The 25,563-nt window shown below is 67.4% G+C and carries 22 protein-coding genes; 5 read left to right on the top strand and 17 right to left on the bottom strand.

Annotated elements, in window-relative coordinates:
- Positions 1–202: 202 nt before the first annotated feature.
- The 4 genes from LZ605_RS02660 (at position 203) to LZ605_RS02675 (ending at position 6,303) form a co-directional block, all read left to right on the top strand.
- Positions 203–1,633, top strand: coding sequence for a DcaP family trimeric outer membrane transporter (locus LZ605_RS02660; RefSeq protein ID WP_249843672.1), 1,431 nt, complete (start codon positions 203–205; stop codon positions 1,631–1,633).
- Positions 1,634–1,710: 77 nt separating this feature from the next.
- The gene (gene adiC, locus LZ605_RS02665) at positions 1,711–3,063 is read left to right on the top strand and encodes an arginine/agmatine antiporter (RefSeq protein WP_107233177.1); all 1,353 of its coding nucleotides are present in this window, start codon (positions 1,711–1,713) and stop codon (positions 3,061–3,063) included.
- 20 nt (positions 3,064–3,083) lie between these two features.
- On the top strand, positions 3,084–5,372 hold the full coding sequence (locus LZ605_RS02670; protein ID WP_249843673.1) for an Orn/Lys/Arg decarboxylase N-terminal domain-containing protein: 2,289 nt from the start codon (positions 3,084–3,086) through the stop codon (positions 5,370–5,372).
- Between the two features lie 28 nt (positions 5,373–5,400).
- The gene (locus LZ605_RS02675) at positions 5,401–6,303 is read left to right on the top strand and encodes a cation diffusion facilitator family transporter (protein ID WP_249843674.1); all 903 of its coding nucleotides are present in this window, start codon (positions 5,401–5,403) and stop codon (positions 6,301–6,303) included.
- Between the two features lie 211 nt (positions 6,304–6,514).
- Here the strand turns inward: LZ605_RS02675 and LZ605_RS02680 are convergent, their stop codons facing one another.
- The 10 genes from LZ605_RS02680 to LZ605_RS02725 form a co-directional block, all read right to left on the bottom strand.
- Positions 6,515–7,228, bottom strand: coding sequence for an energy transducer TonB family protein (locus tag LZ605_RS02680; protein WP_249843675.1), 714 nt, complete (start codon positions 7,226–7,228; stop codon positions 6,515–6,517).
- A complete protein-coding gene (locus LZ605_RS02685) occupies positions 7,221–7,991 on the bottom strand; it encodes a ChaN family lipoprotein (RefSeq protein ID WP_249843676.1) in 771 nt (256 codons plus the stop codon). The genes LZ605_RS02680 and LZ605_RS02685 overlap by 8 nt, the downstream gene beginning before the upstream one ends.
- A 16-nt stretch (positions 7,992–8,007) precedes the next feature.
- Positions 8,008–10,479, bottom strand: a complete 2,472-nt coding sequence (locus tag LZ605_RS02690) for a TonB-dependent receptor (RefSeq protein ID WP_249843677.1) — start codon at positions 10,477–10,479, stop codon at positions 8,008–8,010.
- Positions 10,480–10,543: 64 nt separating this feature from the next.
- Positions 10,544–11,470 carry a FecR family protein gene (locus LZ605_RS02695; protein WP_249843678.1) on the bottom strand — a complete coding sequence of 309 codons (927 nt, stop codon included), beginning with the start codon at positions 11,468–11,470 and terminating at the stop codon, positions 10,544–10,546.
- Complete coding sequence (locus tag LZ605_RS02700) at positions 11,467–11,976, bottom strand: RNA polymerase sigma factor (RefSeq protein ID WP_249843679.1); 510 nt, start codon at positions 11,974–11,976, stop codon at positions 11,467–11,469. Before LZ605_RS02700 ends, LZ605_RS02695 begins: the two co-directional genes overlap by 4 nt.
- A gap of 85 nt (positions 11,977–12,061) precedes the next feature.
- A complete protein-coding gene (locus LZ605_RS02705) occupies positions 12,062–12,334 on the bottom strand; it encodes a hypothetical protein (protein WP_249843680.1) in 273 nt (90 codons plus the stop codon).
- A 158-nt stretch (positions 12,335–12,492) separates the two neighbouring features.
- Positions 12,493–13,449: an IS5 family transposase gene (locus LZ605_RS02710; protein ID WP_102947207.1), complete on the bottom strand. Its 957-nt coding sequence runs from the start codon at positions 13,447–13,449 to the stop codon at positions 12,493–12,495.
- A gap of 128 nt (positions 13,450–13,577) precedes the next feature.
- The gene (locus LZ605_RS02715) at positions 13,578–13,802 is read right to left on the bottom strand and encodes a hypothetical protein (RefSeq protein WP_249843681.1); all 225 of its coding nucleotides are present in this window, start codon (positions 13,800–13,802) and stop codon (positions 13,578–13,580) included.
- Entirely contained in the window at positions 13,799–14,500 is a 702-nt protein-coding gene (locus LZ605_RS02720; RefSeq protein ID WP_249843682.1) for a glutamine amidotransferase, read from the bottom strand. The genes LZ605_RS02715 and LZ605_RS02720 overlap by 4 nt, the downstream gene beginning before the upstream one ends.
- Positions 14,497–15,270 (bottom strand): YggS family pyridoxal phosphate-dependent enzyme, encoded by a 774-nt coding sequence (locus tag LZ605_RS02725; RefSeq protein ID WP_249843683.1) that lies wholly within the window; start codon positions 15,268–15,270, stop codon positions 14,497–14,499. Before LZ605_RS02725 ends, LZ605_RS02720 begins: the two co-directional genes overlap by 4 nt.
- A gap of 76 nt (positions 15,271–15,346) precedes the next feature.
- On the opposite strand from LZ605_RS02725, the gene ptsJ reads away from it, so the two are divergent.
- A complete protein-coding gene (ptsJ, locus tag LZ605_RS02730) occupies positions 15,347–16,633 on the top strand; it encodes a transcriptional regulator PtsJ (RefSeq protein ID WP_249843684.1) in 1,287 nt (428 codons plus the stop codon).
- Positions 16,634–16,768: 135 nt separating this feature from the next.
- Here the strand turns inward: ptsJ and LZ605_RS02735 are convergent, their stop codons facing one another.
- The 7 genes from LZ605_RS02735 to LZ605_RS02765 form a co-directional block, all read right to left on the bottom strand.
- Positions 16,769–17,275: a hypothetical protein gene (locus LZ605_RS02735; protein ID WP_107233190.1), complete on the bottom strand. Its 507-nt coding sequence runs from the start codon at positions 17,273–17,275 to the stop codon at positions 16,769–16,771.
- 99 nt (positions 17,276–17,374) lie between these two features.
- Positions 17,375–20,485 carry an error-prone DNA polymerase gene (locus LZ605_RS02740; protein ID WP_249843685.1) on the bottom strand — a complete coding sequence of 1,037 codons (3,111 nt, stop codon included), beginning with the start codon at positions 20,483–20,485 and terminating at the stop codon, positions 17,375–17,377.
- A gap of 6 nt (positions 20,486–20,491) precedes the next feature.
- A complete protein-coding gene (locus tag LZ605_RS02745; protein ID WP_249843686.1) occupies positions 20,492–21,901 on the bottom strand; it encodes a Y-family DNA polymerase in 1,410 nt (469 codons plus the stop codon).
- Positions 21,902–21,910: 9 nt separating this feature from the next.
- Entirely contained in the window at positions 21,911–22,525 is a 615-nt protein-coding gene (gene imuA, locus LZ605_RS02750) for a translesion DNA synthesis-associated protein ImuA (protein WP_249843687.1), read from the bottom strand.
- A 219-nt stretch (positions 22,526–22,744) separates the two neighbouring features.
- On the bottom strand, positions 22,745–23,752 hold the full coding sequence (locus LZ605_RS02755; RefSeq protein ID WP_249843688.1) for a cyclase family protein: 1,008 nt from the start codon (positions 23,750–23,752) through the stop codon (positions 22,745–22,747).
- 35 nt (positions 23,753–23,787) lie between these two features.
- Positions 23,788–24,438 carry a DsbA family oxidoreductase gene (locus LZ605_RS02760; RefSeq protein ID WP_249843689.1) on the bottom strand — a complete coding sequence of 217 codons (651 nt, stop codon included), beginning with the start codon at positions 24,436–24,438 and terminating at the stop codon, positions 23,788–23,790.
- Between the two features lie 92 nt (positions 24,439–24,530).
- Positions 24,531–25,481: a LysR family transcriptional regulator gene (locus LZ605_RS02765; RefSeq protein WP_249843690.1), complete on the bottom strand. Its 951-nt coding sequence runs from the start codon at positions 25,479–25,481 to the stop codon at positions 24,531–24,533.
- Positions 25,482–25,563: the final 82 nt, after the last annotated feature.

Below are 25,563 nucleotides of genomic sequence, written 5' to 3' on the forward strand. Positions count from 1 at the left end.
GCCACCTCTCTGGCAGCGCGGCCTTGATGGTGATGGCATGGGTGGAGATGGGGCAGTGTCATCGTCCTGTTGCCTGCGAGGGGCAGGCTCGCCGGTGTCGTCAACGCAGTACCCGCATTTCCAGCAACGGCAACGTGTGGCCGGGGCGGCACCTGTGTGCGGCCGGGCAGCGCGATTCAATTGTTCGCCCGGGGAGGAAGCAATGCGCTTGGCGGTACTGAGTCTGGCCTGCCTGACGGCACTGGCGATCACGCCAGCGTATGCACAGCAGGGGGAACCGGAAGATGCACAGGCGTTGCGCCGTGAGATCGCTGCCATGCGGCAGGCGCTGGAAGGCATGCAGCAACGACTGGACCGGCTTGAACAGCGCGATGCTGCACCAGCGCAGGCTGCGCCACCGGCGGCGACGCCCGTGGCCACTGCCGCCCCCTCCGATGCCATCCATCGCACCCAGGTGCCGGGCGTGGCGCAGCCGGTGCTGCCGCAACGCGACTCGGTGGCCGATCCGTCCACCGCGGCATCGCGACCGGACAGCGCCGCTGGTCCGACCGATCCGGACCTGAAGGGGTTCTTCGCGATTCCGGGCACCGATACCGTGATCCGTATCGGCGGCTACGCCAAGCTGGATGCGATTGTCGATTCGCGCGCGGCTGGTGACGAAGACCAGTTCATTCCTTCTTCGATGCCGGTGGGTGGCAGCCACCGCGATGTCTCCAACTTCAACATCCACGCCAAGCAGACCCGCTTCAGCTTCGAGGCGCGGCGCCCGACCACACATGGCAACCTGCGCTTCTACCTGGAGAACGACTTCTTCGGCAGCAGTGACGGCTACCAGTTCCGCCTGCGCCATGCCTATGGGCAGCTCGGCAACACCTATGCCGGCTATGGCTATTCCAGCTTCATGGATGCCGACAGCCTGCCCGATACCCTCGACTTCGCCGGCCCCGGTGGCGCTGGCTACCTGTTGGTGGCCGGCATCCATCACAGTTTCACGATGGGCAAGGGCAACACCCTGACTATCGCCGCCGAAGACCCGGAGACCGAACTGGCCGGTGCCAGTGATGAACGCACCGCGGTGAACCGCCTGCCCGATGTCACGGTAACCGCGCGCATGGAGCGCGACTGGGGCCACCTGCAGCTGGGCGCGGTGGCGCGCAGCCTGGCCTACGACGGTGAGGGCGAGCGTGACCGGCGCATGGCCGGAGGCCTGCAGCTGAGCGGCTCGGCCTCGGTGGGCGAACGTGATCTGCTGCTGTGCGGTGCGCTGGGTGGCCGCGGCCTCAGCCGATACACCGCCGACCTCACCGGGTCGGGCCTGGATGCCGTGGTGGATGCCGAGGGCCGTCTGGATGCCCTGGACCTGCACGGGGGCTTTGTCGGCTACACCCACTACTGGTCGCCACTGTGGCGCTCGAACCTGATCGTCGGCCAGCTGACCCTGGAACGTAACGCGGCGCTGGCCGCCGACGCCTTCCGGCAGAGCCGCTACGGGGTGTTCAACCTGATCTGGAGCCCGGCCCCCTCGTGGACCATGGGCATGGAACTGCTGTACGGGCGGCTGGAACAGCAGGGCGGCGCGCGCGGCGACACCGTCCGGGTGCAGGGCAGCCTGCAATACAACTTCATCAAGTAGGCGCCAGCGGCTGCACGCCAGCGCAACCCGTCCCCACGCCCGGCCGTACCGGGCTCATGCCAGTACAGGAGATTGTCATGGCAGAAGCAAAGAAAATCGGGGTGGTCGGAGCCACCTTCCTCGTCGCCGGCAACATGATGGGTTCCGGTGTGTTCCTGTTGCCGTCCAGCCTGGCCAAGATCGGTACCGCCTCGATCTGGGGCTGGCTGATCACCACCGCCGGAGCACTGCTGCTGGCCTTCGTGTTTGCCAAGCTCGGCAAGCTGGCACCCAAGGCAGGCGGCCCCTATGCCTATGCGCGTGACTGGTTCGGGCCGTACATGGGCTTCCAGACCAATACCATCTACTGGTTCGCCAATTGGATCGGCAACGTTGCCATTCCGATCGCAGCGGTGGGCTACTTCAGTTACTTCTTCCCGATCCTGTCCGAGCCGCTGGTGCGCTGCATCGCGGTGCTGGTGCTGGTGTGGGCGCTGAGCTTTGCCAACATGATCGGCCCAGCCTTCGTCAGCCGCGTGCAGACGGTCACCACCAGTTTCGCGCTGGTGCCGATCCTGGGCATCGCCATCTTCGGCTGGTTCTTCTTCGACGCCGACATCTTCAAGGGCGCCTACAACGTGTCCGGTGAGTCCAACTTCGGGGCGATTTCCAGCGCGGCGGCGCTGACCCTGTGGGCGTTCATCGGCGTTGAATCAGCCTCGGTGACCGCCGGTGTGGTCGAGAACCCGGAAAAGAACGTGGCCCGCGCGACGCTGGCCGGTGTGTTCCTGGCGGCGGTGGCCTACATCGCCAGCTCGTCGGTGATCATGGGCATGGTACCCAACGGCGAACTGCAGACCTCTGATGCGCCTTTCGCGCTGGCCGCAGCCAAGGCGGTGGGTGGCTGGGGCGGGGCGCTGGTCAGCCTGTGTGCCTTCATCGGTGCGGCCGGCTCGCTGGGTGGCTGGATCCTGCTGACCGCACAGAGCGCCAAGGCCGCCTCCGACGACGGCCTGTTCCCGAGCATCTTCAGCAAGACCAACAAGGACGACGTGCCGGTCAAGGGCGTGCTGATCGTGGCGGTGCTGATGACCCTTGCCGTGCTGGTCACCTCCACCTCGGAAACCGCGTCGGCGCAGTTCGACGTGATCACCTCGGCAGCGGTGGTGCTGACCCTGCTGCCGTACATCTACTCGTGCGTGGCCTGCTACTTCGTGGTCGAACGCTCGCACACCATCATCCATACCGGCGCGTTCTGGACGCTGACCAGCCTGACCGTCGTGTACTGCCTGTGGGCGATCTACGGCTCGTCGGGAACCATCGTGCAGTACGCCTTCCTGTTCGTGCTGTTCATCACCGTGTTCTATCCCTTCTTCAGCGAGGAGCGCCGCCAGCAGCGGCAGCGCGCCCGCGAGGCCTCGGCCATCACCGCCAGTGCCCAGCGTTCCTGAGTTAGACAAGGAGAATCAACGTGTATTTCAAGTCCCTGGACTATCCGGTCATTGTCATCGACAACGACTACGAGTCACCGCGCATCGGTGGCATCCTGATCCGTGCGCTGGTGGAGGAGCTGCGCAGCAACGATCAGCGCGTACTGTGCGGCCTGAATCTGGATGATGCCCGCGCCGGTGCCCGTACCTACGTAGCGGCCTCGGCGGTGCTGATCTCGATCGATGGCAGCGAAGAGGTGGACGGCGAGTTCCAGCGCCTGACCGCCTTCCTGCGCGAGCAGAGCGCACGCCGCGCCAACCTGCCGGTGTTCCTGTACGGTGAACGCCGTACCATCGAGAAGGTGCCGAGCAAGCTGCTCAAGTACATCCACGGCTTCATCTTCCTGTTCGAAGACACCAAGAGCTTCATCTCGCGGCAGGTCATGCGCGCGGCCGAAGACTACATGAAGAACCTGCTGCCGCCGTTCTTCAAGGCGCTGATCCATCATGCGGCCGAGTCGAACTATTCCTGGCACACGCCGGGCCACGCCGGCGGCGTGGCGTTCACCAAATCGCCAGTGGGCCGCGCGTTCCACCAGTTCTATGGTGAGAACACGCTGCGCAGCGATCTGTCGATCTCGGTGCCGGAGCTGGGGTCGCTGCTGGATCACACCGGCCCGATCAAGGACGCCGAGGAAGAGGCGGCGCGCAACTTCGGCGCTGACCATACCTTCTTCGTCACCAACGGCACCTCCACCGCCAACAAGATCGTCTGGCATGGCACGGTGGCGCGTGGCGACGTGGTGTTCGTCGACCGCAACTGCCACAAGTCGCTGCTGCATGCGCTGATCATGACCGGTGCGGTGCCGGTGTACTTCACCCCTAGCCGCAATGCGCACGGCATCATCGGCCCGATCAGCCTGGACCAGTTCACGCCGGAGTCGCTGCAGCAGCGCATCGCTGCCAACCCGCTGGCCAGCAAGGCCTATCAGGCCGGCTCCAAGCCGCGCATTGCAGTGGTCACCAACTCGACCTACGACGGGCTGTGCTACAACGCCGAGAAGATCGCCGACGAGATCGGCAGCGCGGTCGATTTCCTGCATTTCGACGAAGCATGGTACGCCTACGCCGCGTTCCATCCGTTCTACGAGAACCACTACGGCATGGCCAAGGGCAAGCCGCGTGAGCAGGATGCGATCATCTTCACCACCCATTCCACGCACAAGCTGCTGGCCGCGTTCTCGCAGGCCTCGATGATCCACGTGCGCAACTCGGCGCAGCGCAACCTGGATGCCGAGCGTTTCAACGAATCGTTCATGATGCACACCTCCACCAGCCCGCATTACGGGGTGATTGCCGCCTGCGACGTGGCCTCGAAGATGATGGAAGGCGACGCTGGCCGTTCGCTGGTGCAGGAAATGCATGACGAGGCGATCGCCTTCCGTCGCGCGATGCTGCACGTGCGCGATGACCTGGGGCGCGATGACTGGTGGTTCAGCGTGTGGCAGCCCACAAAGGTCGAGCGCAGCCTGGACAAGGGTGATACGCCGGCACCGCTGGTGGCCAAGCGCGAGGAATGGTATCTGCAGCCGGATGCACACTGGCACGGCTTCGAGAACCTGGTCGACGACTATGTGCTGATCGATCCGATCAAGGTGACCCTGCTGACCCCGGGCCTGTCGATGGATGGCAGCATGGGCTCGCTGGGAATCCCGGCGGCGGTGCTGAGCAAGTTCCTGTGGGGCCGTGGCATCACCGTGGAGAAGACCAACCTGTACTCGGTGCTGTTCCTGTTCTCGATGGGCATCACCAAGGGCAAGTGGAGCACACTGGTCACCGAGCTGATGGCGTTCAAGGAACTGTACGACCGCAACGCACCGCTGAGCCAGGCACTGCCGTCGCTGGCGGCCGACTATCCGAACGCCTATGCAGGGTGGGGCCTGCGTGACCTGTGCGACGCGCTGCACGCGTTCAACCAGGAGTTCTCGGTGGCCAAGGTGATGCGTGAGATGTACGTGGACCTGCCGACGCCGGTGATGACCCCGGCCGATGCGTACAACCATCTGGTCAAGGGCGAGATCGAACGGGTCGACATCGAGCAGCTCAGCGGCCGCGTGGCGGCGACCATGCTGGTGCCGTACCCGCCGGGCATCCCGACCATCATGCCGGGTGAGCGGTTCGGCGACAGCGACGAACCGATCATCCAGTCGCTGCGCATCGCCCGCGAGCAGAACGCGCGCTTCCCGGGCTTCGAATCGGACGTGCACGGGCTGATCATCGAGCAGGACGGCGATGTGACCTCGTACCGGGTGGAGGTGCTGAAGGCCTGACCGGCGACGGTCGACCCTTCGGCGTACGATGGAGACCGCGCGCGAGCAACGCATCCTGAAGTTCTCCATCGGGGTCACCATCGCGGTCAGCGCGGTCGGCTTCAGCGGTGGCCTGCTGGTGGGATCGCAGGCCATCCTGTTCGATGGCGTGTACAGCCTGGTCGACGTGGCGCTGACCCTGGTGTCGTTGTCGGTGCTGCGGCTGGTGGCGCGGGAGCAGAGCCCGCGCTTCCAGTACGGCTACTGGCATCTGGAGCCGATGGTGGAGGCGCTGGGCGGCGTGATCCTGTCGCTGGCCTGCGTGTATGCGCTGGCCAACGCGGTAATTGGTTTGACCACTGGCGGGCACGAGGTGAAATTCGGGCCCGCACTGTGGTGGGCGGCACTGCTGAGTGCCAGCAACCTGGCGATGGCTGCGTTCGTCGCGCAGCGTGCCCGGCGCCTGCGCTCGGCGCTGTTGTGGCTGGACGTGCGTGGCTGGCTGCTGGGTGGCCTGATGAGCCTGGCGGTGGTGCTGGCGTTCGTGCTGGCGCTGGCCCTGCACGGTGGCGACTGGCACCACTGGGTGCCATACCTGGATTCGATCGTGCTGGCGCTGATCAGCCTGGCGGTGCTGCCGGTGCCGGCGCGCAGTGCCTGGAAGGCGATGCGCGAGGTGCTGCAGGTGGCGCCCGACGATCTGGACCGGCGCGTGCAGCAGGTGATGCAGGCATTCGTGGCCGAACGCGGCTATGCCGGCTTCACCAGCCATGTGGCGAAGATGGGGCGCATGCGGTTCATCGAGATCCACGTGTTGGCCGACCCGGCGACGCCACTGGGTTCGGTGGGCGAGGTTGATGCGATGCGCGATGAGATCGCGGTACGCCTGGATGCCCGTGGCAGCACGTTCTGGCTGACCATCGATTTCACTGCCGACCCGGCGTGGACGTAGCGTCGAGCTTGCTCGACGGCACCCGCGTGGTTGCCTTCTGCCTGCCTGTAGAGCCGAGCCCACGCTCGGCTGCCGATCCCATGGAGCAGCCGAGCAAGCTCGGCGCTACGGACGGGGCGATCGTTGCGCATGGCGTACTGCTCTGTTGCGCCGGATGTATTTGACCTCAACCCGGGTTGAGGTCGCAGACTGCCCGGCAGCTCCACCACGCCTAGCGCAGGTAGTACTCCACCGGCACCACCAGTTCCTGCGGTGCCTTCAATTCAACGGGAATCGGTGGCAATGGCTGCGCGCGGCGGAAGGTCTGCAACGCCGCATCATCGAGCATCGGCTGGCCACTGGATTGCTCCAGCCGCAGTGCCTGCAGGCGGCCCTCGCGGTCGATGCTGGCCCTGACCCAGGCCGTCCCCTGCTGGCGACGCGAGCGTGCGGCGGCGGGGTAATAGCGGTAACGCTCCAGCCGCGCCATCAGGCGGGCTTCCCACTGGTCGCTGGCGGCGCCGGCCTGGAAGTCCGCCGGTGGCGCGTCAGGAGCAGGCGGTGCGGCCGTGATCGATGCCGGTGCGGGACTGGCATCGGTTGCGGCCGCAGGCGGGGCGACCAGCAGCGGTTGCCGGCCATGGCCGCCAGTCTGGCTGGCTGCCAGCTCACCCTCGCGCGCGGCGGTAGGCTTGGGCGGCGGAGGCGATTTCGTCGGCTGCGACGCGCGCGCCTGCTGCGCCTGGCTGGGGGTGTCGGCCTGGCGCTCTTCCACCGGCTGCGGCGGCGTGGCCGGTGCCAGCAGGCGCAGGCTGATGCGCACATCCTGTTCCGGTGGCGGCAGCGCCGGAGGCGCCGTTACCCAGTGCACCAGCAGCAACAAGGGCAGCAGGTGCAGGCCGATGCTGACCGCGATCGCCTGCCAGTGGTGGCTGCGCTCACTCATCGCCGAGCACCCACAGCAGGTCGGCGTCGGACGCGTCAACGACTTCGCCGGGCGAGGCAAGCACGATCACCAGCGCCGGCGTGCCAGGCGGCAGGTAGCCCGGCACGCCGGTGCCCCGCAGCACGTGCCAGCGGCCGGCGACCAGCAATGCCGGTGCGGGGGCATCGGCCAGCACCTGCGCCATGCGCCTGTCGCGGGCCTGCTGTACGGCCAGCATGCCGTCCAGCATGGGCGCTGCATCTGCGTGCTGGGCCAGCACCACGGCGGACAGGCGTTGTCTTGCGGTGGCCCCCGGGAACTGCACGGCTCCGGGAGAGGCCAGCAGCGCGTTGACCTCGGTGCGCGACAGGTTGCCGCCGAACAGCGCAATGCCCGTATCAGTGGCGGCCTGTACCAGCCCGCCATAGGCAGCCCACGGCCAGCGTGCATCCCAGTCCAGCAGTTCCTGAAGGCGTTCGCCTCCGGCATGGTTGCCCTTGGCCAGCCAGCGTTGCACCCGTTGCAGGCGCGGCTGGCGCTCGCTGGCGATCATCTCCATCACCAGGGCACGCTGAGGGCGTTTCCGTGGCAGGGCATTTAGCAGCCAGCGCTGGGCCGCATGGTCGCCGCCAAGGTCATGGCGTTCACCCAGCAGCAGCCGTTGCGCGCCGGCCGCACGCTGCACGAACGCGGCCTCGTCCAGGGGCTCGCCGCTGGCCAGTTCGATCACCGTGCCCGGCATCGGCTCCGCGCCGGCCACGCCCGCGAAGACGAACAGGCACACGGGCAGCCAGCGACGGCTAGAACGCCACGTTGACGCCCATCGAGACGGTGCGGCCACGGCCGTTGCCGCGATCCAGGATTGGGCTGAAGATGCTGTCGATCGAGGCATTGTTGTCATAGGACTTGTTCTGCAGGTTTTCGATGTTCAGCCACAGCGTGGTATTGGCCTGCGGCTTGAAGCTGGCGTAGAAGTCCAGCAGCACACCGGTGCCGCCGGTTTTGCGGGTCTGGAAGAAGTCGTAGCCTTCTTCGGTCGGGCCGGAGTACTCGGCGCGCAGGCCGGCCTGCACGCGCTGCTGCCACCAGCGACCGCCCACGTCCAGGGTCCAGTAGCGGTCGGGCAGGGCAGTGATGTCTTCCAGGTTGACGAATTCGATGGCTGGCGCGCTGGTGCGCGAGCGGGTCCAGCTGAGGGTGGCGTGGTAGTGCTCGCTGGCGTAGTGCGCTTCCAGCTCGACGCCGTGCATGCGCACCACACCGGAATGGTTCATCCAGCGGGTCGTGGCAGTGAAGTCGTCCGCATCCAGCACATCGGTCCAGGCATTGAGCTGCGGATCGCTGTCGATCGGCACCACCAACGGCTCCACTTCAGGCGGATGCACGATCAACAGGTACTGCGGCTTGATGTAGTCGCGGATGCGGTTGTCGAAGCGGGTGATGCGCAGTTGCGCCAGGTCACCATCGACCAGCAGCGAACCGGTGCTGAGGTTGGCACCGAACTGCAGGTTGCGTGAGCGCTCGCGGCGCAGGAACGGATTGGCACCGATACCGTCGGCGACGCTGGCGTCCTCCAGCGGGATCTTCTCGAAGAACATCTCCTGCACACGCGGCGGCCGTGAGGTGCGCGAGACTTCAGCGAACAACTGCAGCCAGTCGGTGGCCCGCAGTGAGAGCGCCAGGCTGGGGCTGAGTGCGCGCTCGCTGCGGCGCACGTCGATGCCGCCGCCATTGATCTGCGTGCATTGGCCCGGCACATCGGAACACACCGGAATATGGCCGCCGATGCGATAGCGATCCTGGCGCAGGCCAGCGGTCAGCGCGTAGATGTCGTACTGCAGTTCCAGGGTGCTGAACACGCTGTCCAGCTGGCTGCGGCCCTGTGGGTTGGCGCCGCGCAGGATAGGGGTGTCGGCCACGTAGATGTCCGACTGGTGCTTGATGCCGGTGTTCCAGCGCGCCTGCAGGTCGCCGATATCGAAGCGGCTGGTGTTGTCGAGCGTCCAGCTGCTGAGGCTGCTGTGGGTGCGGCGGCCGATGTAGTTTGAATCCTCCACTGGCGGATAGAAGAGCCGGGTCTTGTTGCTGGCGAAGGTCGCACGCAGGTCGATCCAAGGCGTGTAGGGTGTGTAGTGGTAACTGGCGCGCTGGTTGCGAGCGGAAATCTGCCACGGATAGTTGTGGTAGAAGTCGTTTTCGTAGCGCATGTGGCTCAGGTCGAGCCGATGCTGGTCGCTGGGTTGCAGGCGCGCTTTCAGCAACCAGCTGCTGGGCTGCTGGCTGCCCGGATCGGCGTTGTTCTTCTGTCCATGGGCGGTGGCGTATTCGCTGCTGCGGCTGCTGCTTGCGGCAGCCAGCAGGCCGAACTGGCGATCGCCACCTTCTTCGCTGTGGCGCCAGGCACCGGCGAAGGTGCGGCCATTGCCGTAGCCATTGTTGCCCTGGCGGTAGCCGGCGCGCAGGCCCCAGTCACGGCCCTCGCCGAGCAGATCGTCGATGTCCAGCGTGCGGAAGTTTGCACTGCCGGCCAGCGTACCGGCGCCATCACCGCCGGCAACCGCACCACGCTGCACGTCCACACCGGCGAGCAGGAACGGATCGACATAGGCGAACGGACCACCGGAGCCATGCCCGGCGTTGTTGCGGAAGGTCTGGGTGACCCCATCGATCATGGTGTTGACCCGACCCGCGCCGGTCATGCCCCGGATGTTGACCTGCAGCCCAGGCTGGCTGCGCGAATGGAAGCTGTGCGTGCCGGGCATCGAGCGCAGCAGGCTGTTGCCATCCTGGCGTTCGGCCATGGCCACGCGTTCGCTGCCGACAGTCGGCGCGAAACCATCGTCGGTGGCAGGGACGTACTGGCTGGCACCGGCGCCGGGAGCATAGCCGAGCGCGTCGTTGCCCTGCACACGCAGCGGGCCGGTGCGACGGCTGCCGTCATCGGATTCGGCCGGTGCCGGCTCCAGCGTGGCGCGGCGTGCATCGATGAAACGCGGGCGCAGGTCACTGCCGTGCAGCAGGCGCGACAATGCCTGGGCATCGTCGAAGTCGCCTTGCAGTGCGGGTGCGGTGTGGCCGGCAGGCAGCGCCGCGCCAATCACCAGGTCGACGCCGCTCAACCGGCTGTAAGCGTCCAGCGCGCTGGCCAGCGGCTGGGCGGGGACATCGTAATGACGCGATTCTGTCTGTGCCTGCGCGTGGGCGGGCAGCGACGGGAACGCGCTGGCGCAGGCCAGCGACAGGGCGAGGACAAGGGGGCGGTGGCACAGCATCGGGGGCTCCAGGGGTTGACGCAGAGCGTCGTCATCCCGGGTAGACGCGTGAGCAGGGCCGATGTCAGGGTGCATCGCGTCGCCCCGTGCGCGGGGGCAGCCAGACCTGCAGATTGCCGCCAAGGCGCAGCACGCGCACATGCAGCTGCGCCGCCAGCTGGTCGCGGCTGTGGGCGGCGCCTGCGGTGCTGCCAAGCAGCGTGACCGGCTGCTGACGCAGGCGCGCGCCGACGATCCAGGTGTGGCCTCCATGCCAGCGATCAAGGTCCTGGACGACCTCGTCCAGCGGTGTGGAGACCCAGTGCAGGCGCCGCCCGCGCCAGGCCAATGCACCCGGATCGGCGGGCACGGTCATGCCCTGACCGACGCTGTCGAAGCGCAGTTGTTCTCCCTCGGCAACCACGGTGTGGCCGTTGCCACTGTCCACGCGGACGCGATGCTCGGTGACCGTGACCCGGCTGCTGTTGTCCAGCACGGCCAGGTCGAACGCGGTCCCCAGTGCGGTCACCGTGCCCTGCGGCGTGTGCACCTGGAACGGGCGGGCCGCATCGGCAGCTACCTCGAAGCCGGCCTGGCCGTGTTGCAGCTGCAGCTGCCGGCGCTGCGCATCGATGCGGACATGCACTTCGCTGCCCGGCGACAACCAGACCCGCGTGCCATCTGGCAGCCGTTCGTCACGGATCTCACCGGCGGCGGTACGCAGGACCTGTGCAGGCGGTGGCGAGGCATGGCGGCTGTACAGCCCGAGTGTGCACAGCAGCAGGACCGCGATGCCGGCCTCGCGCAGACGGCGGCGCTGATGGCGCTGTTGCTGGCGTTGCAGGCTGGGCAGGGCTGCGCCGGCCTGCCACAGCTGCTGCAGGTGCAGATACTGCGCGGCGTGGCGTGGATCGGCCTGCAGCCACTGCTCGAACGCGGATTCGTCGCGGCCCCCGTCATGGCCATCAAGCCACCAGCGCGCCGCTTCGCGTGCGATCGTCTCCTGGTTCATGCACCGGGCACCCGCTGCAGGGTGACCAGCGCACGCAGCAGATGACCGTGTGCGGTCTGCCGGCTGATGCCGAGCTGGCGGCCGATTTCAGCCAGCCCCAGCTGTTCCACCCGGGCCAGCAGGAACACCTGGCGCGAGCGTGGTGGCAGCGCGGCGATGATCGCATCGAGGTGGCGCAACTGTTCGGTGTCGAGAAGGTGCTGTTCGGGCTGCGGTGCCGGATCGACCAGGGCCAGCGTGTGCGCATCCTCCAGCGGTGCTTCTCGGCGACGCTGCCGTTGGCGGTAATGGTCGGCAATCAGATTGTGGGCAACGCGATACAGGTAGGCGCGGCCATTGCCCAGCAGACCGCTGGCAGCGACCTTCAGGAAGCGCAGCCAGGTTTCCTGGACGACGTCATCGGCGTCGCAGCGTTGCGGGAGTTTGTGGCGGACATGGGCATGCAGCGGCCGGTAATGGGCCGCGCACAGCTGCGCGACATCCGTCTGTTCGACAGGCGTGGACACGGGGCGGGCAACAACTGGGAGGGGAAACAGCCCGCGGCGGCAAGGGCAGCGGCTGCACTTTACAGCAAAAGAGAATCATTTGCATCTATGGTGGCGCCGGTGCGCTGCGGCGTCGGTCAATGCACGCGTAAGCGGTCAGGCCGATCTGGCGGGCATGATGGTTGATTGCCAGAGCGATCTCTTCGACATACTCGTTGAGCAGCGCCAGATGGAACGCCAGCACCCACGGTGCTGACGCCTGCCCCGTTGCCTCGACCGCGCGTTGTCGCAGGAAACCATCGGGATGCCGGGTGGCCAGGCACAGGCACAGCAGGCGGTGATCGCCCTGCAGGGAAGACGCCAGGCGTTCCAGACGCACGCCGTCGGCTTAGGGCAACGCTGATCAAGTAGCTGCACAGCGATTGCACTGATCAAGATGAATTCGATGAAGCGATTTTTGTCCCTACATGGACTTTTGTAGCTTGAACCTTGCAGCGGTCGGGGATTTTCACCCCCATCGCTGCCCACCAAGGGCATCTATCCCGCCACACGGGCACGCGCCAAGTACAGGTTGGCCAGCCCCAACACCACGAAGCTGCGATTGGCATTCTTCTCCAGCCCTCGGTAGCGCACCTTGCTGAAGCCCCACAGCCGCTTCACCACCGCGAACACGTGTTCCACCCGTGCCCGGATCCTGGACTTGTTGCGGTTGCGCTCGGCTTCATCCACTTCGCCGCCCTTGCGCACCCGCTGGTTGGTGAAGTCCTTGGCATGCGGCGCATGCTCGCCAATCAGGGCCTTCTGGCTGGCATAGGCACTGTCGCCATAGACCCGCCGCTCCTCCCCGTGCAGCAGGTCCTCCAGCAAGTGCTTGTCGTGTACGTTGGCTGCGGTCACCGCCGCGCTGTGCGCCAGCCCCGTGCGGCTGTCCACGCCAATGTGCAGCTTCATCCCGTAATACCACTGCTGGCCTTTGCGCGTCTGGTGCATGTCAGGATCGCGGGCCTTGTCGGCGTTCTTGGTCGAACTCGGTGCTGCGATTATCGTGGCATCCACGATCGTGCCGGTGCCCACCTTCAGGCCGCGGTCCTCAAGCACGTCTCCCACTTGGGCGAACAACGCTGCGCCCAACTCGTGGTGCTCCAGCAAGCGGCGGAACTTCAGCAGCGTGGTGGCGTCGGGCACCCGCTCGCGGCCCAGGTCGATCCCCACGAACCGCCGCAGCGCCGGACTATCGAGCAGTGCTTCCTCGCATGCCTGGTCGGCCAGGTTGAACCAGTGCTGCACGAAATACATCCGCAGCATCCGCTCCAGCCCCACCGGCGGACGACCGTTGCCAGGCTTGGGGTAGTGCGGCTCGATCACCGCGCACAGCGCCGACCACGGCACGATCTGCTCCATCGTCGAAAGAAACACATCCCGGCGCGTGGGCCGACGGTACTGCTCGAACCCAACTTCCTGATCCGCCGCCATCGCCAAGGTCTGCTGCTTCATCGCTCGATTCCCGCTATCCAATACATGAGACTATTTTCTCAGGTTTTTGAGACTTGATCAGCGTTGCCTTAGATGCGATAGGGGGAGCGCAGCGTTGCCGGCCAGCGGCCGGCACGACCGCCGTCGGGTTAGAGATTGCGGTACTGGATCTGCACCGCCAGCACGCGCAGGCCGTCGGCGTTGCTGGACAGGATGCGCTCTTCGCCGATGCCTTTCTGCCGTTGCAGCTGGTAGCCCTGATCGGCGGGCAGCTGTGCGGCGATGCTGTCCATGTGCTGCTGGGCATCGGGGCCGCTGCAGTCGAAGTGGCCCCAGTAGGCGCCATTGCGGTGGATCTGCAATCGATAGTTCATCGGGCTGTCTCCGATAGTTCCTGCAACCATTGGCTGAACATCGCGGTGGCCGCTGCCGCCAGCGGTGCGCCATAGCGGCGTGCCTGTGCGCGCAGGTCGTTGGGGTCGATGCCGGCCTGGGCCAGCTCCAGGGTGTGCCCGATCAACCAGCGCTCGAACTGGCGCGCGTCCAGTTCAGGATGGCACTGCAGGGCCAGGGCATGGTGACCGATGGCAAAGGCCTGGTGGCGGCAGGTCGGCGTGCTGGCCAACCGGCGCGCACCTGCCGGAAGCTCGAATACCTCGCCATGCCAATGCAGTACCGGAATGCCCTGTAGCGCCAGCAGTGGTGAACGCTGACCCTCATCGGTGAGCAGCAGCGGCGAAAAGCCGATTTCCTTGCCGCCGCTGGGTGCAACCTGTGCGCCCAGCGCGCGTGCCATCAGCTGCGCACCCAGGCAGATGCCCAGGGTCGGCCGCTGCTGTAGCAGCCGTCGTTGCAGCAACGCGATGCTGTCGTCGAGGAACGGGTAAAGATCAACATCGTTGACGCTGATCGGACCCCCCAGCACCACCAGCAGGTCAGCCGCTTCGGCCGGATCGAGTGCATCTACACCAGCCTGCAGCACCTGCAGCTGCCAGCCCTGTGCCAACAGCAGCGGTTGCAGGGTGCCAAGGTCCTCGAAGGCAACGTGTTGCAGGACGACCGCGTGCTTCATGCCTCGGCTCCGTTGTTCGGCCAGTAGAAGCTGTCCGGGGTAGCGCGGGCGCCGAAGATGGCCTGGCCGACACGGACCACGGTCGCGCCTTCCTCGATGGCCACTTCGAAGTCACCGGACATGCCCATCGACAGCTGCGACAGGTCGAGGCCGGCAGGCGTGGTGCGCTGCACTTGGTCGCGCAGTTCGCGCAGGCGCACGAAGCAGGCGCGCACGCGCTCGACGTCGGGGCTGAAGATGGCCAGGGTCATCAGGCCACGTACTCGCAGGCGGTCGAAGCTCGGCAGCTGCTGCACGAATGCCTCGACAGCAGCGGGCTCCAGGCCGTACTTGCTCGGTTCGGCCGAGGTATTGACCTGTACGAACACATCCAGCGTGCGATCCTCCAGCTGCAGGCGCTGTTGCAGCGCCTCGGCCACACGCAGGCTGTCCAGGGCCTGGAATTCGCTGGCGAAGCGTGCCACGTAGCGCGCCTTGTTGGTCTGCAGGTGGCCGATCACCGACCAGTGCACGCCGAGGTCGGCCATGGCCTCGGCCTTGCGCTGTGCCTCCTGCACCTTGTTCTCGCCCAGTTCGTGGCAGCCGGCGGCCACCGCCATGCGGATACGGGCGTCATCGACGGTCTTGCTGACCGGCAGCAGGCGTACGCCGGCCGGGTCGCGGCCGACGCGGGCGCAGGCATCGGCGATGCGTTGGCGCACCGTGACCAGGTTGGCGGCGATCTGTTCGACAGACTGGGCGACGGGCCAGTCTGCGGCGGCAAGGGGCATGTGGGCACCTCCAATGCAGGGCGGCCAGGGTGGGATACACTGGCACAGGACAAGAATTATTTTGGCATAGGACAAAATGAAAATCACTGGGCATAGCGCCGAGTCGATCTTCGACAGCATCCGAGATGGCATCGGCAAGGGCCGGTTGCCTGCTGGCAGCGTGCTGCCACCGGTGCGCGAGCTGGCCGAACAGCTGGGGGTGAACCGCAACACCGTGGCCGCCGCCTACAAGCGGCTGGATGCGGCCGGTCTGGCCAGCACCGGTGGCCGCCGCGGCACGGTGGTGCGCGGCCTGCCGCCGACGATGGCGCGCGAGGGCACCCCACCGGGATTGGCCCTGCATGACCTGGCCGGTGGCAATCCGGATCCACGCCTGCTGCCGCCTCTGCGGCTGGCTCCGGCTGCGCCGCGGCTGTATGGCGTGGGTACAGTCGACCCACGGCTGCAGTCGCTGGCGCGGGCCTCGCTGGATGCGGACTGCCCCGGCGGCTATGCGCTGGAACTGACCCATGGTGCGGTCGATGGCATCGAGCGCCTGCTGGCGGCGTGGCTGCTGCCGGGCGACCGGATCGCGGTGGAGGATCCCTGCTTCCTCGGCAGTCTCAACGTGTTCAACGCTGCCGGGCATGCGCCGTTGCCGGTGGCGGTGGATGCGAACGGCATGCAGGTGGAGTCGCTGCGCCAGTCACTGGAGGCCGGCGCGCGTGCGGTGCTGCTGACCCCGCGTGCGCACAACCCGACCGGGGCCAGCCTGGATGCGAAACGGGCACGGGCGCTGCGCCAGGTGCTGGCGGCCTACCCGCAGGTGGCGGTGTTGATCGACGATCATTACGCACTGCTCTCGCAGCAGGCCTATCACTCGGTGCTGCCACTGGATGGCCGCCGTTGGGCATTGCTGCGCTCGCTGTCCAAACCACTGGGCCCGGACCTGCGGCTGGCCTGGCTGGCCTGTGATGACGAGACCGCGATGCGGTTGCGGTTGCGGTTGGCGTCCGGCACCGGTTGGGTCAGTCATCTGCTGCAGGACGCGGCCATCTCGGTACTGGCCTCTCCCGCACAGCGGGCCAGGATCGTTTCTGCGGGCGAGCGCTATCAGCAACGCCTGCAGTTGCTGCAGGAGCTGCTGCGGGCACGCGGCGTGGCGACGCCGCAGCCGATGGAAGGCTTGAACCTGTGGCTGCCGTTGCCGGCCGACAGCCATCGGCAGGTACTGGCGCTGGCCTCGCGTGGCTGGCATGTGCGCGCGGGCGAGGTGTTCGCAGTGGCTGCGCCGGGGCATGGCCTGCGCATTACCTGCGCAGCACTGGGCGCGACGCAGCTGCGGCAGCTGGCCGATGATCTGGCGGCGGTGTGCGGTTCGTAGCGTCGAGCTTGCTCGACGGCCCGTCATGTAGCGTCGAGCCATGCTCGACGGCTTCCACCAACAGCAGCCGGGCATGGCTCGGCTCTACAAAGGTGAAGCAACGTCGGGCAAGCTCGACGCTACGGCGTGCGGTGATCAGGGCGCGGCGTTGGCACCGGGGCGGACGTAGTAGGACTGGCCGCTGTCATCGACGAACATCAGCTCCGGCTTGCCCTGCCAGGAGGTGAGCATGGCGCCGGTGTTGTTCTGGTGCTTGACCATCAGGCTGGCGCCCCGGTCCGGATTGGCGACGACCTTGAAGACTTCGGTGGTGCCGCTGGCATCGTCCAGGGTCAACACGGCTTCGCCGCCGCGGTCGCTGGTGCCGTAGCCACCGCGCTCGGAGCCATCCGGGCCGAGCAGGATCAGCCCGGAGAGCGCCGTGGCGCGCGGCCCTTGTGGGCGCCCCTGGCTGAGCGGATCGGGAACCGGTGCACCGAGGATCACGCGCGGTTGGCCGTTGCCATCGTGGATGACCAGGCCGCGTGCCTCGATGATGCGCTGTGGTGATTGGCTGCGGTGCAGGTTCCAGGCAGTCCAGCCGGAAACGAGCAGGGCAAGGGTCGAGACCCCCAGGGTGGTCAGCAGCAGCGCACGGGGCATCGGGTCGTCCTTCCTTGGATGTGCCGACGATAGCGGATGCAAAAGGCGATGGGTAGAGCCGGCCGGGTAGAGTCGACTGTGAGTCGACTGCTGTTCGATTCAGTGGAAATCGCGGCTGTGGCTGCGCAGGCCCTGCAGCAGTTCATCCAGGCAGTGCATGCGCTGCACGATGACATGCTGCACGCCATCAACACGCTCCAGGCGGCCGTCGATCTGCATCAGCTGGGTATCGACCAGCACCCGGTGCTGGCGATCGGCCAAGTGCCGCCAGACCACGGCGTTGACCATGCCGGTCTCGTCCTCAAGGGTGAGGAAGGTGACGCCGCTGGCGGTCTGCGGGCGCTGGCGCATGCGCACCAGGCCGGCAATGCGCACGCGGCGGCCGTGGCCGTGCCCGGCCAGCTGCGCGGCATCCAGGCAGCCACGGCTGCGCAGCTGCGCACGCAGGAACGAGATCGGATGGCGACCCAGCGTGGTGCCGGTGCTGCGGTAATCGGCCTGCATGTCCTCCCAGGCGCTGGGCAGTGGCAGCGGCACACGGGCTTCGGCCGTGGCACGGGCCTGGTCGAACAGCGGCAGCCGGTTCTCCACGCCGGAGATGTCCCAGCGCGCACGATGGCGATGGCCACTGAGCCCGCGCAGCGCACCAGCATCGGCCAGCAGGCCCTGCTGGCGGCGGTCCAGTGCGGTGCGCTGGCACAGGTCGCCGACATCGTCGAATGGACGTCGCGCGCGCTCGCGCACGATGGCCTGCACGGCCGGTTCGCTGCAGCCGTCAATCAGGCGCAGCCCGAGCCGGATCGCCGCCGCGCCCTTGCTGAAGTCCAGGGTGCAATCCCAGTCGCTGTGGCGCACGTCCACCGGCAGCACGCCGATGCCATGCCGGCGCGCGTCCTGCAGCAGTTGATCGGGGCTGTAGAACCCCAACGGCTGGCTGTTGATCAGGCTGGCGGTGAACGCGGCCGGGTGATGGCACTTCAGCCAGCAGCTGGCATAGGTGAGCAGGGCAAAACTGGCGGCGTGGCTTTCCGGGAAGCCGTAATCGCCGAAGCCCTTGATCTGTTCAAACAGGTGCTCGCCGTATTCGCGGCTGAAGCCGTTGCTCAACATGCCGGCCAGCAACTTCTCGCGATGCGGCTCCAACCCGCCGCGGCGCTTCCAGGCCGCCATCGAGCGGCGTAGTGCATCGGCCTCGCCGGGGGTGTAGCCGGCCGCATCCACCGCCAGCTGCATCACCTGTTCCTGGAACAGCGGCACGCCCAGGGTACGCGCGAACACGCGTTCCAGCTGCGGCGGATACAAGGGCTCCTCCAGGTTGTTCAGCGCCTGCGGGCCCTGCTCGCGCAGCAGCCGGCGCCGCTCCAGATAGGGATGCACCATGTCGCCCTGGATCGGGCCGGGGCGCACGATCGCCACTTCGATCACCAGGTCGTAGAAGGTACGCGGCTGCATGCGTGGCAGCATCGCCATCTGCGCACGCGACTCGATCTGGAACACACCGATGGTATCGGCGGCACTGATCATGTCGTAGGTCGGGGTGTCATCGTCCGGGATCGCATCCATGCGACCGCTGTGCAGGCCGTGCTGCTGCAGCATCGCCAGGCATTTGCGGATGGCGGTGAGCATGCCCAGTGCCAGGCAGTCGACCTTCATCAGGCCGGTGGCATCCAGGTCATCCTTGTCCCACTGGATGACGGTGCGGTCGGCCATCGCCGCGTTCTCGACTGGCACCAGGGTCGACAGCGGATGCTCGGAAATCACGAAGCCGCCCGGGTGCTGTGACAGGTGGCGTGGGAAGTCGATCAGCTCGGCCGTCAGTGCCAGCAGGCGCTGCATCAACGGCGTATCCGGATCGAAGCCGCGCTCGCGCAGGGTCTCCGGCAGCGGTACATGGCCACCCCAGTGGTCCATCGCCGCGCCCAGTTCGTTGACCTGGTCCATCGGCAGGCCGAGCGCACGGGCCACATCGCGGATCGCGCTGCGGCCACGGTAGCTGATCGCCACCGCAGTCAATGCGGCGCGTTCACGGCCATAGCGCTTGAACACGTACTGCAGCACTTCTTCGCGGCGCTCGTGCTCGAAATCGATGTCGATATCCGGCGGCTCGTCGCGCTCGGCGGAAATGAAACGCTCGAACAACAGGTTGCTGCGCGCCGGGTCGATCTCGGTCACGCCCAGCACGAAGCACACCGCCGAGTTGGCCGCCGAACCACGGCCCTGGCAGAGGATGTCCTGGCTGCGCGCGAAACGCACGATGTCCTGCACGGTGAGGAAGTAGGAGGCGTAGTTCTTCTGCTTGATCAGCGCCAGTTCGTGCTCGATCTGCGTACGTTGTGCCGGTTTGATGCCGTCTTTCCAGCGCCACGGGATGCCGCGCTCGACCAGCACCCGCAGCCAGCTGTCCGGATCATGCCCTTCGGGCACCAGCTCACGCGGATAGGTGTACTGCAGCTGCTCCAGCGTGAAGTGGCACCGCTCGGCGATGCGCAGGGTCTCGGCCAGCAGTTCGGGCGGGTACAACTGGGCCAGCGCTGTGCGTGGACGCAGGTGGCGCTCGCCGTTGGGGAACAGGCGCCAGCCGGCTTCGGCCACGCTGCAACGGTGGCGGATCGCGGTCAGCGTGTCCTGCAGGGCGCGGCGGCGGCGTACATGCATGTGCACATCGCCACTGGCCACCAGCGGCAGGCGATGGCGTTCACCGAACGCCTGCAGTTGCTGCAGGCGGCGCGCATCGTCGTGCTCGTGGTGCAGCTCCACCGCCAGCCACAGGCGATTGTTGAAGGCATTGCGCAGCAGCTCCAGGTCGGTGACGGCCGGGTGCCGGTCCAGCCACAGGCACAGCAGGCCGTCGGGCAGGCCATGCAGGTCGTCACGCAGGCAGCGGTATTCACCTTTGCCGGCCCGCCGCCGGCAGGTGGTGATCAACTGGCACAGCCCGGCATAGGCGGCCTGGTCGGTGCACAGCAGGGCCAGCTTCGGCCCGTCCTCGAGCTGGAACTCGGCACCGACGATCAATGCCACGCCATGCGTCTTCGCCGCCTGCCAGGCGCGCACGATGCCGGCCAGCGAACACTCGTCGGTGATCGCCAGGGCGCGGTAGCCCTGGCCGGCCGCGCGTGCGAACAGCTCTTCGGCGATCGAGGCGCCACGCTGGAAACTGAAGGCCGACAGGCAGTGCAGTTCGGCGTAGCCGGGCAGTCCGCTGTGCATCGCGGCTCAGCCGAACCAGCCGTGCAGCATCCACGGTGCATGTGGATCGTTACGCATACGGAACGCCCAGCCGCGCTGGCCGTGCGCGGTTTCCACCACGTAGTAGTCGCGCCGTGCATCGGCCTGGTCCCACCAGCCCGACTCGATCCGCTCCGGCCCGGCGACGATGCGCAGGCGTGGGTCGCGCAGGGGCTGTGGCGTCTCCAGCAGCCAACCGGGGCGCAGCGGCCAACACGCGGGCGGCTTGACCGGTGGCTGGGTCCCACTGGCACGCTCGGGTCGATGGTCGGCCTGTACCGCCAGCGGCTGCACTGCATCATCGCCCAGCCGTGCGCGCAGGCGTTCGCGCAGCTGGTTCCAGGGCATCGCCTGCGCTGGCCGGGTGTCAAACAGATCGCGTGAGGCCGGTACGAAGGGCGGCAACTGCTCGGCCTGCAGGCGCAGCGCGCGGCTGCCCGCCGGCAAGGCGAAGGCTTCCATGCGGTTGCGCGCGATCTCGAACAGCAGCGCAGCATCGCGCTCGGGTGCCAGCAGGCCGATGGTCAGCACACTGGCCGGCAGCAGGTCGTGCTCGAAATGCAGGTCGAAGCGTTGCACGCCGCCATCGCGCGAGCACAGGAAGGCAGCCAGGTCCAGCAGAAGGCGGCGCAGCGGGAACAGCAGGGCCTGGCTGGATTCGATCTCGTATTCGAATTCGATGCGTGCATCGAAACGGTCCGGTGGCTGGTAGTAGCGCAGCGGCGCGGTGGGCAGGCCCCGCAATGCGTCCAGCTGCTGCAGTACCTCGGGGGCGAAGCGCCGTGCCAGGCTGTCGCGTGGCAGGTGGAGCACCGCCCCCAGCGTGCGCAAGCCGGAGCGGCCGAGCACGGTCACCGCATCGCCGGGCAGGCCGCAGCGTGGCAGCGGCAGCTGCGCCAGCACTGCCGGCAACTGTTGTGCATTGATGCCAAGGCCGTCATGCACATTGGCCAGCACGCGCGCGGCATGCGGGTTGGGCGCGGCCACCAGGCGATGGCGGAAGCCGAGTTCATGCAGTTCGTTGCGCAGGCGCTGTTCGATGGAGGGCCAGTCGCCGAACAGGGCGCGGCTGGCACCGATCTCCAGTACCAGCGCATGCGGGAAATCGAGGCTGACCTGCGAACTGTAAGCGTAGGCCCAGCTGGCCAGCAGCTGCCGGGTGTGCTGTTCGGCGTTGGGGTCGTAATCGTGCAGATGCAGGTCCTGCACCAGCACCTGCGCGGCCGAGAGCAGCATGCCCGGGCGCAGGCCCATCGCGCGCGCGGCCGGACTGACCGCGCGCAGCACGCGGCGCTGGGCCGGCCCCTGCAGCAGCACCAGCGGCCGCTGCGGGTCCGGCTGCAGGCGCAGCACGCTGTCCAGCGCCAGCTGCGGCAACAACAGGCAGGCCCAGTGCATGGCGCGGCCTCAGTGCGCGATGGCCAGCGGCAGTGGTTGTGCCGGCGGCAATCCGCCGCGACACTTCAGTACCCGCACCTGGCCATGTTCGAGCTGCAGGCGCAGGCTGGCCGGGGAGGGGTTGCGCGCCGCACGTGCTTCGCGGAACACGAAGCCCAGGCACTGGCCGCTGTCGGCGGCCACCTGCAGGCGGCGCAGGGCGCGGTCGTCGGCCTGCTGCGGCCAGCACAGCACCGCCGCACAGGCGGCAGAGCGCAGGCATTGTTCGGCCGCCCACAGCGCCTGCTTCGGTGTGGCCTGGATGATCTGCAGCTGGGCCAGCTCCAGCCCGGCGGCGGCCCAGGCCGGCGCATGCGGGCGATAGGGCGGGGCGATCAGCACGATCGGGCGGTCGCGCTGGCTCAGCTTTGCCAGCGCCGGCCAGACCAGAGCCAGTTCGCCCACGCCGGGCGCGGCCTGCAGCACCTCGCACAGCCCGCTGGCCGGCCAGCCGCCACCGGGCAGGCGCGCGTCCAGGGCCGGGTGGCCGCTGGCCAGATGGTCGCTGGCCGGCCCGTGGCGGGCCGGGCCACGCCACAGCTGGCGGCCATCCAGCAGCCGGTCGAGGGCGACGACGGCGCCCATCAGCCGGTCCTCCAGGGGAGGCGCCGGGCAGGCTGGAAGCGGCAGAGATGGGCGGAAACGGCGGGCATGGAGCGAGTATCGACAGGCGCGTATCAGGGGCTGAGACCGGACATGCTACTCGCGTTGTAAGTAGAATTACTAATGGAATCGGCGGGGTGGGTTTCAGGTTGCTGAAGGGGTAAAGGAGTGCCGACCAAGGTCGGCACCCACAGACCCCGGTTACGGGCGCACCGGCAACGCCACCGGTCGCAACGGTGCGGCATCGCCGCCGCGGATCTTCAACGGGCCGCCGATGAAGGCGAATTCGTAGACCTTGTCACGGGCCAGTTCGTCCAGCGCCACCAGTTCGATGATCGGCGCACCCTGCTGGGCCAGCAGGTAGGTGTGCAGCGGCACATAGTCATCGGATACCTCCGACGGGAAGGTCTCGAAGCTGAGGTTGTCGGCGCCGACGATCATCGCGCCGCTGTCTTCGACCAGGAAGCGCGCCGCGTCCAGGCCCATGCCCGGCGGGTTGGCCATGTACGCTTTGGGCTGCTCGAACAGGCGCATGCGGCCGGTGCGGATCAGCGCCACGTCGCCCTGCTGCAGCGTCACCTTCTGCCGTGCCAGCGCATCCTTCAGGTCCTGGCGGGTGACGCGGTAGCTGTCCGGCAGCATGTCCACGCCCTTGGCGCCGGCCACGTCGATCAGCACGCCACGGGCGATCAGCGGCGGGAATTTCTCGATGCCGGTGACCTTCCAGCCACGGTCGCCCAGATGCTTGTCGGCCTCGAAGCCGTTCCAGATCTTCCCGTGGATGCCGAAGTGGTTCAACGCATCGATGTGGGTGCCGGTGTGGCTGTACATCGAGAACGCGGTACCGGTGTAGCTGCGGGTGAGGTTCATGGTCTGGCCCACGCCCATCGGATCATCCATCACCGTGCCGCGCGGGGTGTGGGTCATCCAGAACTGGTAGTGCGGATCGCCGGCGTCCTGCCAGCTGGGCATGCCGACGTAGTACTCGGTGGCCAGGTCATAGGCCTTGCCGCCGCTGACCCGCGACAGGATGGCCGCGCGCGAGGCGTCGGTGATCAGGTTGAGGCGGCCGATCTCGTCCTTCGGCCCCCAGGGGCTGGTGCCGACCTGCTGGCCGGAGGGAACGCGTTCGTGCGCGGACACCGTGGTGGAAGCGGCGGTGCCGGCCAGCAGCAGGGCCAGTGCGGTGGCCAGGGTACGTGGGGTCATGGGGAATCTCCTTGTGGGGTGGGGGGCGGTGCGGCTCAGGCCGCGACCAGGTGCGCCAGGGCCTGGCGCAGGTGTGGCAGTGGCAGGGTCTGCAGGCGCAGGCCGTTGCCGCCGATCACGGTGGGAATGGAGTGGATGCCGAGGGCCGCGGCTTCGGCACGATCGGCCTGCACGCGCTGGCGTACGGCGTCGCTACCCATCGCATCGGCGAAGGTGCCGCGCCGATGGCCCAGCGATTCGGCGATGTCCAGCAGCACGTCGGCATCGCCGATGTTGCGGTGCTGGTGCAGGTGCGCCCACTGCACCGCGTCGAACATCGCGCCATGGGCATCGTTGCCGCCGATCAGCCCGGCGGCCTGGCAGGCCAGTGCGCCCAGCCAGCCGGAGGGATACTCGAAGTCCTGTGCGCGCATGCCTTCGATATCGATGCGCGCGGTGTCTTCATGCGCGGCGCAGTCGGTCCAGTGGCGCAGGATGGTCGCCTTGGCACGCGCCATCGAGCCGAACACCTCGATCATCCGGGCGCGCGAGTCCTGCAGCACGAAGCTGCGGTGGCGCACCTGGATGCCGAGTTCGGCCGAGACATGCTGCAGGCGCGGGGCCAGCACGAAGCACCAGCCGCAGACCACGTCGTGGAAGAAATCGACCACCGGCGCTGCGGTGGCGGGGGAAGGAGCGGAAGACATCTGCCTGCCATCGGTGAAGGAGGAGGCGGCAGATTAGGCAGTGCGGCGTGGCCGAAACAGCACGCCACGGGCAGCTCAGTTTTCGCTGGGAGTTACGAATCCAGGCCGGCGCAGCCGGGTAGCTCGGCGTGCAGGAAATCGATGAAGGCGCGCACCTTGGGCTGCAGGTGGCGCGAGGTGGGGTAGACCGCATGCACGAAGCGTGGCGGATAGTGATGGTCGGGCAGCACCTGCTGCAGTTCGCCGCGGGCCAGCGCCGGTGCGGCCAGGAACGAGGGCAGGGCGCCGATGCCCATGCCGGCCACCAGCAGGTCGCGCAGCAGCAGGCTGTTGTTGACGGTGACGCGCGCCGGCAGGGTGATCGAGACCTGGCCATCGGGGCCGAGCAGTGGCCAGCTGCCGGGCGAGTCGGACAGGCTGTAGGCCAGCACGCTGTGCGCCTGCAGATCATCCACCGTATGGGGCGCGGGGTGCTGCTGCAGGTAGGACGGTGCCGCACACAGCACCTGCTGCAGCGACGCCAGGCGGCGTGCCACCAGCCGCGAATCGTCCAGTTCGGCACGGATGCGCAGGGAGACATCGAAGCCTTCACCGACGGCATCGATCAATCGGTCTTCCATCAGCAGATCCAGTGACAGCTGCGGATGCTGCTGCAGGAAGCGCGGCAGCAGCGGCGACAACGTGCTCAGCGCGAACGACTGCGGCGCGTTCACCCGCAGGCGCCCGCCGACCTCGCCGCGCTGTTCGGCGATGCCGCGTTCCAGCGCGTCCAGCTCGTCGAGCAGGCGGCAGCATTCGCGGTAATAGGCGTGGCCGGTTTCGGTCAGGCTCATGCGCCGCGTGGTCCGCTGCAGCAGCACTACACCCAGGTGGCTTTCCAGCGTACGCAGCTGCTTGCTCAGCCCGGCTGGCGAAAGGCCCAGGTCTTCGGCGGCGCGGGCGAGTCCGCCACGTTCGACGATGCGGCGGAAGGCGCGCATCAGGTTGAAGGAATCCATGCCGGCCCCGGACGCGATGAGGGCTTCATTGTAGATCCACGCCATGCGTGGATGCAGGAAACACGGTGCTGACCAATCTCCGCATCCACCTGCGGCACGCGCTTGCGCCGTTTGTTCAAGCCAGCAA

Source organism: Stenotrophomonas maltophilia (genome assembly GCF_023518235.1).
Taxonomy (GTDB): domain Bacteria; phylum Pseudomonadota; class Gammaproteobacteria; order Xanthomonadales; family Xanthomonadaceae; genus Stenotrophomonas.